14 protein-coding genes are annotated in these 16,044 nt (G+C 39.8%); 5 read left to right on the plus strand and 9 right to left on the minus strand.

What is annotated here, in order from left to right; all coding sequences use genetic code 11:
• Positions 1-77: 77 nt before the first annotated feature.
• The 4 genes from CXK86_RS20925 to CXK86_RS20945 form a co-directional block, all read right to left on the minus strand.
• On the minus strand, positions 78-1,961 hold the full coding sequence (locus tag CXK86_RS20925; RefSeq protein WP_101314495.1) for a UvrD-helicase domain-containing protein: 1,884 nt from the start codon (positions 1,959-1,961) through the stop codon (positions 78-80).
• On the minus strand, positions 1,943-4,183 hold the full coding sequence (locus CXK86_RS20930; RefSeq protein WP_101314496.1) for an ATP-dependent nuclease: 2,241 nt from the start codon (positions 4,181-4,183) through the stop codon (positions 1,943-1,945). Before CXK86_RS20930 ends, CXK86_RS20925 begins: the two co-directional genes overlap by 19 nt.
• A 472-nt stretch (positions 4,184-4,655) precedes the next feature.
• Positions 4,656-4,913 (minus strand): type II toxin-antitoxin system HicB family antitoxin, encoded by a 258-nt coding sequence (locus CXK86_RS20940; RefSeq protein ID WP_101314497.1) that lies wholly within the window; start codon positions 4,911-4,913, stop codon positions 4,656-4,658.
• Between the two features lie 121 nt (positions 4,914-5,034).
• Positions 5,035-5,628 (minus strand): YdeI/OmpD-associated family protein, encoded by a 594-nt coding sequence (locus tag CXK86_RS20945; RefSeq protein WP_101314498.1) that lies wholly within the window; start codon positions 5,626-5,628, stop codon positions 5,035-5,037.
• Positions 5,629-5,894: 266 nt separating this feature from the next.
• On the opposite strand from CXK86_RS20945, the gene CXK86_RS20950 reads away from it, so the two are divergent.
• Both CXK86_RS20950 and yidD read left to right on the plus strand, forming a co-directional pair.
• Positions 5,895-6,116, plus strand: a complete 222-nt coding sequence (locus CXK86_RS20950) for a hypothetical protein (RefSeq protein WP_036617217.1) — start codon at positions 5,895-5,897, stop codon at positions 6,114-6,116.
• Between the two features lie 16 nt (positions 6,117-6,132).
• On the plus strand, positions 6,133-6,639 hold the full coding sequence (gene yidD, locus CXK86_RS32735; protein WP_257467975.1) for a membrane protein insertion efficiency factor YidD: 507 nt from the start codon (positions 6,133-6,135) through the stop codon (positions 6,637-6,639).
• A 42-nt stretch (positions 6,640-6,681) separates the two neighbouring features.
• Here yidD and CXK86_RS20960 read toward each other — a convergent pair whose 3' ends face one another.
• The 4 genes from CXK86_RS20960 to CXK86_RS20975 all read right to left on the minus strand — a co-directional run bounded on the left by CXK86_RS20960 (position 6,682) and on the right by CXK86_RS20975 (position 12,488).
• On the minus strand, positions 6,682-7,158 hold the full coding sequence (locus tag CXK86_RS20960; protein WP_101314499.1) for an EVE domain-containing protein: 477 nt from the start codon (positions 7,156-7,158) through the stop codon (positions 6,682-6,684).
• 26 nt (positions 7,159-7,184) lie between these two features.
• Positions 7,185-7,721: a DinB family protein gene (locus CXK86_RS20965; protein ID WP_101314500.1), complete on the minus strand. Its 537-nt coding sequence runs from the start codon at positions 7,719-7,721 to the stop codon at positions 7,185-7,187.
• A 67-nt stretch (positions 7,722-7,788) separates the two neighbouring features.
• On the minus strand, positions 7,789-8,736 hold the full coding sequence (locus CXK86_RS20970) for a helix-turn-helix transcriptional regulator (RefSeq protein WP_101314501.1): 948 nt from the start codon (positions 8,734-8,736) through the stop codon (positions 7,789-7,791).
• Between the two features lie 212 nt (positions 8,737-8,948).
• Complete coding sequence (locus CXK86_RS20975) at positions 8,949-12,488, minus strand: S-layer homology domain-containing protein (protein ID WP_180361834.1); 3,540 nt, start codon at positions 12,486-12,488, stop codon at positions 8,949-8,951.
• 608 nt (positions 12,489-13,096) lie between these two features.
• Here CXK86_RS20975 and CXK86_RS20980 point away from each other — a divergent pair.
• Positions 13,097-14,056, plus strand: a complete 960-nt coding sequence (locus CXK86_RS20980) for an MORN repeat-containing protein (RefSeq protein ID WP_101314503.1) — start codon at positions 13,097-13,099, stop codon at positions 14,054-14,056.
• Between the two features lie 12 nt (positions 14,057-14,068).
• Positions 14,069-14,413, plus strand: a complete 345-nt coding sequence (locus CXK86_RS20985) for a hypothetical protein (protein ID WP_076319925.1) — start codon at positions 14,069-14,071, stop codon at positions 14,411-14,413.
• A gap of 131 nt (positions 14,414-14,544) precedes the next feature.
• Here the strand turns inward: CXK86_RS20985 and CXK86_RS20990 are convergent, their stop codons facing one another.
• On the minus strand, positions 14,545-15,006 hold the full coding sequence (locus tag CXK86_RS20990; RefSeq protein WP_036617203.1) for a MarR family winged helix-turn-helix transcriptional regulator: 462 nt from the start codon (positions 15,004-15,006) through the stop codon (positions 14,545-14,547).
• A gap of 135 nt (positions 15,007-15,141) precedes the next feature.
• On the opposite strand from CXK86_RS20990, the gene CXK86_RS20995 reads away from it, so the two are divergent.
• The gene (locus CXK86_RS20995; RefSeq protein WP_101314504.1) at positions 15,142-16,020 is read left to right on the plus strand and encodes an SDR family NAD(P)-dependent oxidoreductase; all 879 of its coding nucleotides are present in this window, start codon (positions 15,142-15,144) and stop codon (positions 16,018-16,020) included.
• The last annotated feature ends 24 nt before the right edge of the window (positions 16,021-16,044 follow it).

The following is a 16,044-nucleotide window of genomic DNA, read 5'->3' on the forward strand; positions in this document are numbered from 1 at the left end:
TGCACTGCATGGATCTAAGTAAATCAATACTTATATAATAAATTCCAGTTAATCACATCTCAATAGACAATTAAGCACTATATCTTTTTTACATTTTCTTCTCCAAACCATAATTTTGCTTGATTGATTGCAATTTCGCTAGGATTATGATAAAAAACTATTAAATTTTCTTTCGCTCGGGTACAGCATACATAAAAAATTTTTTGTGTTCTTAAAAAAATTGTTTCTTTTTCTGTTCTTCTACTAAATAAGTAATCAAAGTTATAATCGTTCCATTTCCCATTGTCTAGTATTACAAGAACATTATCAAATTCTGAACCTTTAATTTTATGTTGCGTAGAAAACGGAGTATGCCCTTCTAAATAATAAAACAAATTTTGAAACTCCTGATATTTCACTTTTTTAACTCTATTAAATATATACTCATTTTCATTTATGAAATTATAAAAATTATCGTCTTTACGACAAAGGCGCCTCTCATCTACGAAATCAATAACTTCCTCTATCGTCGAATTGAACATTTGATCTACAATAGAGATAGTTTCGTTTATCTCTTTCTTCATATTTATTGAAGTGATTTTTAACTCAGTTTTTCTGATAAAGTCGTTATATAATTTATCTTTATAAAGTTGAATAATAGTTTGTATCTTGAATAGATGTTTAATTAGAGCATCCCTTTTCGAGCCTTCTTTATTTATATCTTGTTCTTCTTGTTTCTTATCATCAATTAAGGAATCCTTATTCAGATATATTTTGCTAACTTTTGAAAATAGTTCGTTTTTCAATTCATCGTATAGGACACTATGAATAGGATTTTCTGTGATAATATCTTTTCGTAGTTTACTTCTATTTTTTAGTGCGATTAAGTCCACAACTTGATCAAAAGAATAGTCCTCATTGATTTCTATATTATCTTTTTTTATTTTTTCCTTTATTTTATTTTTCAAATCAATTATCGGATCTTTATCATATATCTCCATTAATTCCGGAAACCCTGCTTTAGGAGCTATTAAATTATGTGTAAGGTATAATTCTTTTGTTTGTTTGGAGTCATTAAAATTCCAACCAGCAAAGTACTCTGTCTTTCTAATTTCATTCAGATCATTGTTTGATGAGTATAAAAATTTTATATTACCTTCTCTAATGAATCCTTTCAACATGTTAGGAGCTTTATTGTCAAGGGAAGGTTCTTGGATTAAGCCATCTGACCTTAAATTATTTGCTAAATTAATTACCTTACTAGGGTTTCTACGATTCTGTCTTTTCCAAATTTCCTTAACATCCTGTTTTTCAATATATTTATATAAATCACCAACACCTTTATCATAAATTGATTGCATAGAATCCCCAAAAAAACCTATTATATTCTTCTTTTTGCTTTGCTTAAGATGATCTAAAAATATTTCAATAACTAATTGACTAGTATCCTGGTACTCATCAATAAAAATAAATCTGTAATTATCCTTTAAAATATCGCAAAGTAGGGGGTACTTCTTGTACATTAGATTTGACAACTCCAAAACTTCATCATGTGAAATTATACCTTCTCTGATTCGAACATAATCCTTATACTGAATACCTGACTCTATCGAGTCAAAATATCCCTTATCAACAATACCATCAGGGCTAGCAAATTTAGAATTTTCGTCGTTGATAAGAGAAATCAATTCTTTTTTTAGATTTCTTTGAAAAGGCTTAATCATGCTCCATAAAAATTCATGAATAGTCATTACATACAAATTATTGTGATCTATTCTGTCTTTTATTTCTTTAACAGCAGCATTTGTATAAGTGATACAAGCAATTTTTGCGGTTGGATTATCTCTGATCGCCTTCTTTATAACCATTATTAGAGAATAAGTTTTCCCACTACCTGCCCCTCCACTTAACAAAAAATTATGCCCATTACTGATTAATTTAAATATTTGTTCAACTTCAACTTCTAATTGTTCTTCAACCATAATAACCCTTCCTTTATGTAACTCGGGATATCCCAATTACAATATTTTTTATTGTTTATCTCCTTACTATTTAGTAAGATTTCCATTGCAAAAGATGGCTTTTTATCTACACATTCCTCAGCTAAAAAATAGGAATCTTTTTCTTTATCTTCGAAATATTTTATATTCACTAAACTCTTGAAACTTTCTTTATTATCTATAATAAACTGCCTATTTATGTGAAAAAATGAATCTTCAAAGCTTCTTGCATGATAGGCAATATTCAAAGAGTTTAATTCAGATGTTTGATAAATAATTAATAAATTACCACCATCAGAGGGTAACCATTTTTTCGTTTCTGGATCTTTTAAAAGTATTCTCTCACTGTAGTTCAAATTGCTATAAAAATTTAAAATATCGACTTCTTCACTAGGCTCGCTTATTAGAATCTCTGAAGTTGAAGCTACTTCTTTTCCAAAATATTGGGAAACAATATAATTGCTGTAATTAACAAAATATTTTAATGAAGCATTTGTAGTCGTGAAGGCCCCCTCATCAGAAACTCTACATTTTATAATTTTAATTTTTTCTTTGCCATCTTCATTTTTCTTAACTTTTTTCATAGCAGAATCTATATCAGTGATTATTAACGATTTTATTCCAATAAAAGCAATGAATTTCTCAAAAATATGAGAGTATGCACCTACCTCTACTATTGAAATATTTTGTGAGAGTAGTGGATTTTCATCCGTCTCTTGATCAATCTTTTTCATCATTGCAGGTAATAATAACCTTTCTGTGTCACCCTCTATGAATATTGCTTTATCCGCAAAAAACAGCTCTGCTCGATGTAACGTCAAATATTGTTTTAGAAATTTAAAATTACTGATTTCTTTATCCTTTTCATATTCTTTCTCTAAATCTTTTAAATTTTTTGCAATAACTTGATTTTGATTAGTTTTATAAAAGTATTTTATATCATTAAAGTCACTCTCAGCAGTAATATGGCAAGAATGAGTTGTAATAATAGTTTGTAAATTGAACTTTTTACCATCGTCACCCTTACTCGCACTGTTCAAAATATCTTTAATATTTTTTATAAATATGTATTGCATTTGTGGATGAGTATGTGCTTCTGGCTCTTCAATGAAAAGCAAGTTTATATTTGCTGGTTCTTCGTTCAGTTTATTTTCAAATCTAAATTCACTTAGAATCAGCTCAATCTCAAATATCATACTTATCAAATTGAGATATCCTAGACCATTATAATTTTCAGGAAGGGAGTGTTCACCATTATGATCATACATTACAGTTGTGTTGTCTTTTAATAATTCTTTATGTTGTAGAGTAGATACAATTTTTATATTAGAGTCACCTTTTCTAATACCGCCAAACATCCCAACCTTTTCTATTATTTTCTCAAACAAATTATTGTACACTTCATTTAAGTGCTTATCTGTTCTGCTTAGAATATCTTTGAATTCCTGTATTTTCTCTGATTCTTGATTCTTTTCTTCTTTTTTCTTGTAATAATTTGATGATAGAATTGATAATGTTTTATCCGAATCGATATTAGATACATTTCTTTTAGCACTGATCATTTTAAAGCTTATAACTTTTTCGATTGCAATCTTCTCTTTCAATAAATCAATGTATTCACTTTCTATTTCAGTTGACGTTTCCGTATCGTAACCAAGTGATTTTTTCGATAGTTTAAAATACTTCTTATGATTATCTCTCAAAAAAATATTCCCTCTGTTTTCAACTTTGCCATCCTCTATCTCTACATTTTTTTTTATGAGTTGTTTATATTGAAATTCTTTGTAATCATTTCTCATCTTTCTTAGATCTTCTTGTATCAGCCTATATTCAAATTTCAAAACAATTGTTCTATGATTAGGATCTAAGTCCAACATTAATTTACTTATATTGGATAAGTCATCCCCTTCGTCGTACTTTATAAATAACATTAATGATATGCCTAAATATGTACCACTTTCTTTTTCTTCATCTTCTTCAGCTTCTATTCTATTTATCAGATCTCTAAGAAAATCAATGTTAAAGTCATCGAGAGAAAATGTATTTACGTTTGCTTTTGAACCAATAAATTTGTCTAATATTGAAAGTAATGAAGTTTTACCACAATTGTTTTTACCAATTACCAGAGACAATTCCTTTTCTAAATCAAGTTCAAGGGACTTGAGAAGTCTAAAATTCTCAATCTTAACTTTTGAAATTTGCATACTGTTCACTCCAATTCTGATAATAAGAACTTAAATTTCAATTATTTCTACCTCTAAGGCCTTGTTAGATCTGTTACATTTGACCTATAAAATCTTATTCTACATTTATAGACTATTTCCTCTACAAAAATTAGAAGAATTTTCAGAACTAGGACCTAATAACTAAAATTACATTTAGACCAAACTACTCACTTGCTTTTGGTTGAATTTCACTCTAATGCAATATACTCGCCATTCTATTACAAAATTATTAACTAATATCGCTATTTTCTAAGTAGCCATGAGTATCACCGTACCTATGAATTCATAGTGTTTTCAGTATATATTTAAAATATTGACAACCCCCTCCAAAAAGGACTATGGTTATGGTCAAAGGAAATCTAATTCAAACACCATCTGTCACAAGAATCAAAGAAGTCGACGATGTTCTAAACTCCGTATGGTGAGTTCAGATATGTAAACATAGAATTCATCAATAATACGTAATACTTGCTTCAATTAAATACGCTTTATCTTTAGAGTTCAATAATTCAGGCATTATGCTTTGAGGTGGCGGAATATCTTCAATAGGTTCTCCATCCAAAAATAATTCAAGTGCTTCTTTCGCCATCACTAATGCTTCATCAATTGATTCGCCACAGGTGATACATCCGGGCAGATCAGGAAATGTAACATTAATTCCATCCTCAGCAAAATTAAAAACTGCGTAGTATTGGTAAGTTCGAATCATATGGGACACTCTCCTGTTATCTATACTTTTAGCAAAAACAGCAAAAAGCCTTTCGGATTATATCTGAAAGGCTCTCAACTCGCTTTTACTCTTAATTTCCCTCAAATATATTGTTATAAGATTAATCATTCAATCCCTTACCATCCAGGATCGGCTGCATGTACTTCTCGATTCGTGACACTTTTGTTTTGGATTGCTTTGGTTGTGAGAAATAATAGAGATATGCCCGCTGCCGTCCGGGTGTCAGCGCTTCAAATGCGGCCTGGAAGGCAGGATTCTCATCGAATTGCTGTTGAAGTTCCTCAGGAACGCTATATTCGGCAGTTTTTTTCATTTCCACTTGCAGTCCGGCCTGTTCCACTTCAATCGCTTGCTGGATATAGGCTACGATCATATCCTCCTGTTCCACAATCTGCTCCAGGCTGGTGAAGCGAAGCTGGCGTTCTGCCTGTACATTCTCCGTTTGCTGGACCAAAATGCCGTGTGTATCCTTCAGCAGAGCACCTTTGAAGAACAAAATCGCTACGTATTCTTTGAATCCATGGATTAAAACGATGTTTTTCCCATCCAACATGTAACAAGGATGCATCCATTTCATATCTTCTGTCAGTTCAAAATCCCGAATAATCTCTCTCAGCTTCGTGGACTCTTCCTTCCACGTTTTGAGTTTTTTTAGATAGCCGTCAACTTTACGATTCCCACTTGTATCGGTCATGGAGAAATCCCTCTCTTTATCTCATGGTTTTATAGGTTCAATTGTACTGGTTTTCAGTGGATTTTACAGCATTGCTTACAGAGCTTTTATTGACTTTTCCAAGTGAATTTAAACCTTCATAGAAACAAAGACCATCCTGTTAGATGGCCTATAATTTATTTTAATCCAATCTCATCTAATAAGTTTCAATCGACAGTTTACCATACCCATAGTAAAATAATGGAATGCCTATTGCCATAATTCCAACATATGAAAGGATGATCTAAATGAGAGAGTACACGGTCGTTCCAGGTCCAAAAAATGTTCAAGTAAACCGAGGTGATACTCAGGCTGCTGTTAATTTATTTGCGGATATCATCAATCACAAAGCACAATCTGGATGGACCTATCAATCGATGGAGTCGCTATCCGTCACTGAGAAGCCCGGTTGTCTCCAGCAACCTGTTACAACGCATCATTATATGCTTATTTTCTACAGAGAGATTTAATAATAGTACAACAATCATGAGAAACTCAGAATCTGAGGAACTGATATTTAATAACATGCCATCCGAAGAAGAACTTATTAGACTCTTACATACACATCATGAAGAAAACGACCCTCGAAGCAGTTTCTATATAAGAACTCATGTTATTCCAGAAATCGATTGGTTGAAGTCTTTGCTTAACGTTACACTTGCATTATTCGCAGGGCTAATCATCTCTATGATCTGTTTCTATCTCTTGAATCCATTCATTCCAGTATATGCTTTGCTGAGCGCCCAGATTGTTTTCATAGCAAGTATGTTCTTCATAGTTCTACGACGTGTTAGAGCAATCCTGATATGGAGTATTAGAATTTATCAACGTTTTGCCCCCATTGAGGTGAGGAACAAATGTCGTTTTGAACCAAGCTGTTCTGTGTATATGATTCAAGCTATTGAGAAATATGGGGCGATTAAAGGTCTTTCCTTGGGCATCCATCGTCTTCGCAAATGTAATATCAACGGTGGAGGATATGATTATCCATAAAGCCAAAAGGTCCATAGACAATCTATGGGCCTTTTGCTTTGGTTAACATTTCTGGCTTAAGCTAATACCGAGCAGTGCCTGTGTCTCTTCTTCCAACATGGAGGAAGCTATCATCCTGAAGTCATCAACCCCAATTTCAAAGTGACCTTTACGAAATGGAAACCCCCAATTGCGATTCCCGCGTGTAAAACTGAGTTGGTCTAACAACGTTGCGATCTTTACTTCTCGACACGGAAGATAACGAAGATCTCGGCGAAAGGGTACAAAGGATTCCGACATCTGATATTGGTATATCCTGTCGTCGGTAATTTGAACAATAGCGGTAAAAGCCTGAAGTGGCTGCCCTGTTGATATGTCTGTACGTGGAGAGTAGTATATCAGCCAGTCACCCGGGGACATCTGTCGCAACAGTGCTGACTTGCCATGGCACAACTGCGCAAACCCTCCCTCTACGGCTACATTTACATGAGAAGCAGATACAACACCAATCCAATATCTGCTGTCCTGATTTGGTTTCATGGATACATCTCATTCCCTTCTCTCGTTTACATTTCCAGATTCGATTTCAATCGATCCAATTGCAAAAAATGATGTCTGTAGTGCATCTCTATCAACAAAAACCACTCCTGAGCATTTAGAGCGCCAAGCCTTGGATGACGTATTTTGTTGTTTACGGACGCTTGGTGTAAAACAGATGCCGTGCTTCTCATCCGATCCACTACCTCGTGAAGCCCATCGATCAAGGATCCCATACTCTCGGGTGGTTGCGGGGTGTACTGCGGGGAAGCAGGGACTTTAACAGGCACGGGAGGGAATTGTCCTAATTCAAACACTTGCCTACCCAGTTCTGTTTTTTCCTCCCCCGACTTTAACGTCGAATCCCCGCTGCTCAAACACTGCTCAATATTATGCAGATGCATGAAAAGCGCTGATTGAATCAAATGTACATACATCTGTCCAATGGACCATTCCTCTTCACTTTGTTTTTTAAGTAAGCTACCCATATCCAATTTGTTCAGTTCTGCCAAATATCGTTCTACTGCCGTTTCAAATGATTTCAATACTTCCGTTGTACTTCTCATCCTTCAACCCACTCCTCTTGATCTGTGATATATCAAAGTATAAAAAAACACTACTGACAGGTGTATGTCAGTAGTGTTTTAAGATGTTTTTGGCTACTTCCTGCATTCGGAAGCGCAAAGACTCCGGCTCCAAGACCTCGATATCTCCACCCCATCCAAGTAAATAATGCAATATTTCTTCCGGGTAGCGGACACGAAAATGAAAAACAACACCTTCCTCTTGCTCCTCAAATGCATCCATATAAAAATGAAGGGCCTCCATAATTTTGTCAGCAATTTCAGGATTAGCCCGAATTAATACTTGTTCGTTACGGTCCTCAGGAGGTCGATAACTGTTTAGATCAAAATCCGGTGGCAAAAGGAATTGATCCTCCAGCACGGAAAGTTCAGTCATCCGTGACAAACGAAAATGACGGATGTCTTGTCGCATATCACAACGTGCAATTAATATCCAATTCTCCTGAACCAGTGAGAGTCCGTAGGGTGAAACCTCACGCATATTATACCGATTGCCATCCGTTCCTGGCATTTTTTTCAGGTACATAAAACTGATTTTACGTTGCTCCAAAATGGCATTACGAATCTGGTTAAGGTATGTTTTCACCCGTGCTCGGGTTAAAGGTTCAACCGTATGAAGCAGTCGCATCGTTTCCCGAACACGTGTTGATTCGTTTCGAACGGCTTCTGGTAAAATCGCTTCAATTTTTCGTTGAGCCGACTTAGCCTCCATCGCGTATTCTGTATCCAATCTCTGTTCGATAAAATCAGCTCCCATGAGCAGGGATACGGCTTCCTCTGCGGTGAAGCTTACCGGGGGCAGAAAATATCCTTCCATGAGGGAATACCCATGACCCGGAGCACCCATAATCGGAACACCAGCTTCGCTTAACGCCTGTATATCTCGATATATCGTACGTACACTTGTCTCAAATTGAGCAGCTAAATCTTCTGCTCGTAGCATCTTTCTTCGCTGCAATTCAAGCGTAATCGCAAGTTGCCGCTCCGTTTTGTTCATTTTCTAGCCCCCACCGTTTCATCATCCAAACCTAACTTATTCTAACACAGTAACTTGTCTTTTCGTTTCGTGAATTAAAGCAATGGCACGTCTCAAATATCATCCAAGATGAGATATTCTTAATCCCCAAAAAAACTGATACCCCAAAAGGATATCAGTTTTTTGTTTACTTTATATCTGCTCTATATACGGTTAATTCTCTTTGTTATTTCTTACACGTACATGGCCAGCAACAAGTTATAGATCATCGTCGCAGCTTCCGCTCGGGTCGTTTCACTTCCTGCACGAACCGTATGGTCCGTATATCCACTCACAATCTTGGCCTGCACCGCTGCATCCAGTGCTTCTTGTGCCCAAGATGGCGTCTGCGATGCATCGGTGAAACTTGGTTTAACGGAGGTATTACCAGACATTCCGGCTTGTGCATCTGAACTTACTTTCAGCGCATTCGCCATCATAACAGCCATCTCGGCACGGGTAATGGTCCGATCAGGCTTAAATGTGTTATCACCGTAGCCTTTCACGATTCCGGCTTGCACGGCTGCGGCAATATCACCTTTTGCCCAGTCTGGCAGACTGCCTTGATCTGCAAATGTCAGATCCGACTCCACGGACTTCAATGCCAGCGCCTTACTGAGCAACGTAACAAACTCTGCCCGTGTGATCTTCTTCGATGGTTGGAACGTACCATCTGTGTAACCTTGAATCACGTTCATGCCCAACAAACGATCTGCGTAGTCGGAAGCCCAGTGTCCATTCAGGTCAGACAGATTCACCGGTGTGTAACTGGACACAACGAATGTACCCAGATGATTAACATTGGCCGTTATGCTTCCTGCTGCATTCATCTTGCCACCGATAAATACCCAGCTCTGACGAGCTTCATTATAATAATAGATTGCAGGTTGGGTACCGTTAGGCAGATCTGCCGAATCCACATTCAGGCTCAATGCCGCCTGATCATTCAATGTTCTTCCGCCACTGCGGCTGATCTGTACAGCTTGTCCAAGTACATTCAGGGAAGCTGAATTCAGCAACTTGTCCTTGGCAACCACAGACACTTGCAGTGTATCCTTGGAACCAATAGCTCCCGATGGAACATTGAATTGCACGATGTCTTTCAGACCCGTTTGGACCGGCTGATTCGCTTCCACCTCTACCTTCACTTCAGTGGATGAATCTGACCCCGTTTCCGGATTGGTTGGTGTGGTTGGAACGGTAGGCGTTGTTGGCACACTTGGTGTGTTTCCTCCAGAATTCCCACCAGAGTTGCCTCCAGTACCTCCACCTGAACCCCCGCCACCATTGCCTGAGCGGGCTTGTACAGTCACGGTACGGATAACTTCCTGTGCTTCATTACCAGCAATATCCTTCACGTTATACCGAAGGGTGTAGATCCCTGCTGCTTGTGTGTTCACCGTGCCATCCACCTGCACGGAACCACGGATGCCGACATTATCAGAAGCCTGTGCTCCAGGCTCGTTGTACGTATCTCCTACGTTCAGCGTCATCTGGCTGCTACCTTGCAGGGTGATGACGGGAATCTCACGGTCTATTTTAATGACCAGAGGTAAAGTATACGTTTGTTCCAGATCGTCTGTTGCTCGGAATAAAAGGTTGTGCTCTCCCGGCTCCGTTACCTCCAAAGGTGTATTCTCTGTATAAAGTTCATACGTCTGCCCTCCATCACGGGACAACTCGATAATTGCGGAAGTAGCAGGCGCGTATACTGCGCTGGTTACACTAACCGTTACGGACTGGTTCGTCCATGTATCCGTGTGATACGGCTGGCCGTCAGCGGTAGTCATGTTGCTTTTTAATACCAGCGCCTGATTATTCTTGCCTTCCACAATGACAGTGAACGTTTTGGGTTGTGACTCCGTGCCACGTTGCACGGTTGCCGTCAGTTCCAATCGCTCATTATTGTCCGGTTGCGTTAGCAGCTTGCCCTCGTTATTCATTAGTTCCGGGTTGGAGCTGGACCAGCTAATCGTTGCACCATGCTTCCCTTCAACAGGAAGGGTAAGATCGGAATGGACCGCGTTCAGATCGCCCAGATCGATTGCTTGAAGTGTATCGGTTACCGCCTGTGCATCACTGTAAGGTGTGGCACTCATGAAGATTGGGTTGGAGTAGAACCACAGATCGCGATAGTTGCTATCGTTAATTTGATTAAAACGGGTCGTTGCATCAGCTGTCGTATTTTTCGGATCAAGTTGTGGTTCACCATTTACAGTCTCACCTGTCACGTTCATCCCCAGATTCGTACCGCGCAGGCGGAAATACTTGTCCTGGTCTGTGGCTTTGATCTTGGTTGTGATGACATTATAGCCTTCGGCATCTGTCGTCCAATCGTTGGATGTGAAGGTAGCCAGTACTTTGGTAGAGTCGTTGGTGTCTTTATTATATGCGGCTGTACCCTTCTGGGCCTTGGCTGTCACATCCCCAGCGATGAGATCAACGTGATCCACCACGGGTACTTGTCCAGCGGACGTGCCGCTGTTGATTGGATTTTCATAGTTGTTGCTCGTCGTTGGACTCTTGAAGCGAATCTTCAGCTCTACTTCATCGCCTTGAGTCACATGAAGGTCTCCGCCCATCTCAACCTGAGCACCCGCTCCGGAAGCTGTAAAGTCCAGTGCGTTGATCAGGTCACCGAATACGGAAAATGATTTTCCCGAACGCAGTCCATCCAGTACTGCCTGCATGCCTGTACCCTCAACCCACGAATAGGTCTTAGCATATTCGCCAGGAAAATAACCACTGGAATTCGTACCAATTGTCTTGAAGTGGTAGTCCGAATTGCCATAGTTCCAGAAGTGACGTCCTTCTCCCAGCAATGCATCCCATAGTCCGCCAACCTTGGCGACCATATAGTCTACACCGCCGTATGTACGGTATTTGTATCCATCATCTGCGGTCGGATTAGCTACATTGTAGCTTGTGTTGTACCCTCCACGATCCGGTTCCATCTGGTTACCCAACATGCCTTCGATACCAAATACCACTTGTGGAGCCAGATCGTTGAACTCACGGAAGTCCGCGACGGTATATTTGTTTTTGCCGCGTGAAGGGTGGTTGATCATCGCATAACTTGTCATTGGATAGTTCGTTGCGAGCCAATTGATGGCGGTTAGGGCATCCTGATGAGTCGTGTACGCACGCCCTCCGTTCTGATCCCATTTTGTTACGTCCGCCGCATTAAACAGGTTCGCAGCGCGATTCGTGAAACGGTATTCGAATTCCTTGGCAGCGTTCAGCGCTTCGGTTGAGTTCGGCTCATCCGTGAGAATCCCTACCCCAACGTGTTCATGTGTAGGCATGTCCCATTCGAAACCGGAGAAGATTGTTTTACCTGCGTATTTGCCTGCATCCTGAAGTGCCTTGATCTGTGGTACCTGATATTCATTCATTCCTTGGGACATGGGTATCGGTCCACCCGAAATGTCGTTCCCGTTGTGATCTCGCTTGGATAACCGCAAATGATCCGTAAGCGCGATCCAGTCCAGCCCATATTTGGTTAAACCCGCATCGAGCACGTTCTCCAGTGAAACCTGCGCATCATCAGACTCAAACGTATGTACATGCAAATCTCCCGTTTGCCAAGAACCTGTTGCCGAGCTGTTGACTGGCGAGCTATCTCCCGCATCTGCATACGTTATCGCAGCAGGGAAAGCTCCCATGACCATCCCTGTAGCCAAGGGTATAAGTGTAAGCATAGCGAGCACTTTCTTGCCTTTATTAATAAACAAAATCATCCCACCACCCGTTCTGAGTTGTTGTGTCGGGAGTAAATATAAGAGACTTTTGGGGGCAGGGTCAACGGCCTGGAAGCATGTATTTAAAATTTTACATATACCTGCATTCTTTCATATTCCGTTAAAGGTTTTTCTAACTTATCCTAACGAAGTTATACTCTATACTGCTCCATATTGGGGGAGTGAATCTAGGGATAACGCTGCAAATAGGAGGTGATACAAAATTCAGAGATTGTTCACGATTCAGGAAAGTTCCACCACTGCTGTGGATCATTAGGAGGAGAACTGGCGTAGGAGAAATGATGATAATGAGAAACTAGTGGGTTTTGTAAAAAAATCAGAATGACGTATACGCTGAGTATAGAAAAAAAGCACCCACGAACTACAGGCATAATATGCCCTGAAGCCGTAGGTACTTTGGATTGAGCAGGATTTTGATTCAGCCTTTACATCTTTACTTTTGTGAACTGGGAATGAGTTATTTGTGAAATCCGACCTATCTCCACTTTATAATTAAACTGGAAAAATACGATATATAAACCGATAATGTTGAAGATGGCTAACAACGCAAAGATCATATACATTGAAGGAGTTGCACACTTTTGAAAAGATTCTATCTAGGTTTTGGATTAACAATCACCATTATCATTGTACTATTATCAAGCTCTACTCCAACAGAAGCAGCATCGAAGAAAGTAAACTTAAAATTGTCAGATGGAGCGACGTACTATGGTGAAATTTTAAACGGGAAACCTCATGGTAAAGGAACCGCAAGATGGGGAGAAACCGAAGTTTACTCTGGAGATTGGGTGAGTGGTAAGCGGCAAGGAAAAGGCAAGTATACATATACATTAGTTGAAGGTGGAGGTGTCCCCTTTGAGGATTACAATGAATCTAATATGGGCCATGGAACAGGTGAATTCACTACAAAAACCTACACCGGATCATGGATTAATGATACATATCATGGTAAAGGAAAAGAAATTACGCAATGGTTAGAAGTACAGTATCTTACTTCTGATGGCAAGGTTTACCCTGTAAATGACCGTTACAACAACACCATTAACGATGGAACATTCAATCAGGGCAAGATGTCTCAGGGATATTACGCAATCCACTCTTCAGATACTGTCTCACTAGGATATACTGATCATACAACTACGATTACTCTCAAAAATGATTATTTCAACGAAAAGTTAACCGGAGATAAGGACTTTTTTGACACGATTATCAATTATAAAAAGAAACACGGTTCTTCTGAAAAATATATTGGGATTAAACCATCCGAATTCTCCAAAGGTACATTAACTAGTGGCAAATTCACGGGGGTTACGCATCTAATCGATTATAGTGATTCAGTTAGTTATTCTAAACAAGTCATAATGAACGATAACGTATTAAAGGAGCATCACATAACATCTACAGCCTTTCATAAAGATCGGAAGAATACCATTAATGAATTCCTGCAAGCTATTAAGCCCTATTCAGTCAAAATCAATACCATCTCTGACGAGATTATGTCATTAAAAGACATTAACTATGAGGGAATGATTCCTAGGTAGGGGGGTCACAAAATGAGAAAAAAGCGATGGATTGTGAGCATAGTCATTTTGATTATCATACTTTTTATGAGCGAATTGATGATATTGTCCTCAGGAAAGGTTGGAGTTCTCAACATAACGCAGAGAGTTATTTCAGGTGCACCTCATGTTATCGTTCAAGGGCAAACACTGTCTTACCAAGGTAAGGTTCATTGGGAGGATATCCAAAGTAGTATCGAAGAATATTCCGTAAGCGATGAAGGAACGGTCTTGTATAAAGCACTAGGCACCCCCGTCCCCCCACCTTGGATATATGTGAGAAAAGAAAACCATCAGGGTTTCCGATATAAAATCCCACAGCTTCCCTGGAAACTATAAAATGATCCGGGAACTTCACGAGCGGACATCACCAGATGTCCGCTTTTGCTATGAATTTTATAGTCTCACTCGCTGAAGGGTGACATGTCCTATGGTTCAGGTATCAAATACAATCCACACTATTGTTCCTCTCACTTTTCTTCCAATCCATTAAACTGCCTGAGCATGGCGGTGAAACGCTCCAGTTCCTTATCATCCCATCTGGATATACGGTTATAAAAAGCTGACTCCTTCTCCTTGAGCGCACCAACCGTCGATTGTTGACCAAGTTCCGTAAGAGATAGTAACACCCCGCGCCGATCCTTGGGGTCTTGCTCTTTGCTAACATATCCCGACTTTTCGAGTTGTTTGATTAATCGGCTGACCGAGCTGCGGTCCATTGCATTCGCTTCTGCCAAAGCCGCGGCACTTGTTGGGCCATAGGAGTAGAGCCACCGTACCAGTTGAAAAGCGGCAGGTTGCAGGTTCGCATCAAAACGCTCGGCAGATCGAACGTTAAGCGCATGCGAAGCACTGATCAGTGCATGAATCTGCTCACCCAGCGCTAGCTCGAGGGTTGCTCTATCTTTGGTTTTGACTGGATTTTCACTCATTATTGTTAACTCCCTCTCCCTGAAATATGAAAGTAGACTCCTGAAATATAGTTGACAAATATCAATTAATATTTATAGTTGATTTATGTCCATTATATAATTCCGAATCTATTCGTGTCAAAAGGAGCTCTTCTTATGAGAACTAAACATCCCATTATTGTAATTACCGGAGCAACAAGCGGTTTAGGGCAGCTTTCAGCCATGGAACTCGCCAAACGCGGGGCACATCTAATACTCACAGCCCGAAGCAAGGAACGTGCCGAGGCTACCAGGTACAAAATCCAGGAAATCATGCCTTCTGCCAAAATCGAATTTTTCTATGGAGACTTGTCCTTACTGAGTGATGTAAAACGTGTTGGGCTTGAGATTGCAGCCGCTTATCCGCGTATAGACGTACTTTTGAATAATGCCGGACTTCATGCTTTTGAACAGAGAGTCACGTCCGAAGGATATGCCGAGATGATTGCCGTCAACTATTTGGCACCTTGGCTGTTAACGCACACATTGCAATCTTCCCTGATTCAGTCGGGCCATGCCCGTGTCGTCAATGTTGCATCTGAAGCTTCGCGGAATCACGGCACTCTGGTGTTGCCAGATGACTTAACGGATATCACTCCATTTACTGCACGTGGTTCCTCTCCAATCTATGGCAAAACCAAACTGCTCAATATTATGTTTACTGGTGAACTAGCCAGACAATGGCGCGGAACCGGAATTCGCGTAAATGCCTTGAACCCTGGCTTTAATGTTACGGGTCTTGGACGAGAGCTATGGTTTGCAAGTGTGCTTGAACGCATGTTAACCTTTTTGCATATTGGCGACCCACGCCGGGGTGCGGATATCATTACTCGTTTGGCTGTGGAATCGAAGTATGGCGAGGTTTCGGGAGGATATTTCAATGTGGGAACTGGAGCATCTATTGTTCCTATACATCCTGGCGGAGATGAGGCCATGCAAAACAGACTATGGATCGTTACGAAACAACTAATGAAAGATCACGGCGTGCTGGATTAATTGAACAAAAACAGGGGGGTTCCA

It is taken from the genome of Paenibacillus sp. BGI2013, assembly GCF_002843485.1.
Taxonomy (GTDB): Bacteria; Bacillota; Bacilli; order Paenibacillales; family Paenibacillaceae; genus Paenibacillus; species Paenibacillus amylolyticus.

Excerpts from the sequence above, each read along its gene's own strand:
- CXK86_RS20940 (WP_101314497.1), bottom strand. The coding sequence starts at position 4,913 with ATGATTCGAACTTACCAATACTACGCAGTTTTTAATTTTGCTGAGGAT.
- CXK86_RS20985 (WP_076319925.1), top strand. The coding sequence starts at position 14,069 with ATGAGAAAAAAGCGATGGATTGTGAGCATAGTCATTTTGATTATCATA.
- CXK86_RS20995 (WP_101314504.1), top strand. The coding sequence starts at position 15,142 with ATGAGAACTAAACATCCCATTATTGTAATTACCGGAGCAACAAGCGGT.
- CXK86_RS20990 (WP_036617203.1), bottom strand. The coding sequence starts at position 15,006 with ATGAGTGAAAATCCAGTCAAAACCAAAGATAGAGCAACCCTCGAGCTA.
- yidD (WP_257467975.1), top strand. The coding sequence starts at position 6,133 with ATGAGAAACTCAGAATCTGAGGAACTGATATTTAATAACATGCCATCC.
- CXK86_RS20960 (WP_101314499.1), bottom strand. The coding sequence starts at position 7,158 with ATGAAACCAAATCAGGACAGCAGATATTGGATTGGTGTTGTATCTGCT.
- CXK86_RS20970 (WP_101314501.1), bottom strand. The coding sequence starts at position 8,736 with ATGAACAAAACGGAGCGGCAACTTGCGATTACGCTTGAATTGCAGCGA.
- CXK86_RS20950 (WP_036617217.1), top strand. The coding sequence starts at position 5,895 with ATGAGAGAGTACACGGTCGTTCCAGGTCCAAAAAATGTTCAAGTAAAC.
- CXK86_RS20925 (WP_101314495.1), bottom strand. The coding sequence starts at position 1,961 with ATGGTTGAAGAACAATTAGAAGTTGAAGTTGAACAAATATTTAAATTA.
- CXK86_RS20930 (WP_101314496.1), bottom strand. The coding sequence starts at position 4,183 with ATGCAAATTTCAAAAGTTAAGATTGAGAATTTTAGACTTCTCAAGTCC.
- CXK86_RS20945 (WP_101314498.1), bottom strand. The coding sequence starts at position 5,628 with ATGACCGATACAAGTGGGAATCGTAAAGTTGACGGCTATCTAAAAAAA.
- CXK86_RS20965 (WP_101314500.1), bottom strand. The coding sequence starts at position 7,721 with ATGAGAAGTACAACGGAAGTATTGAAATCATTTGAAACGGCAGTAGAA.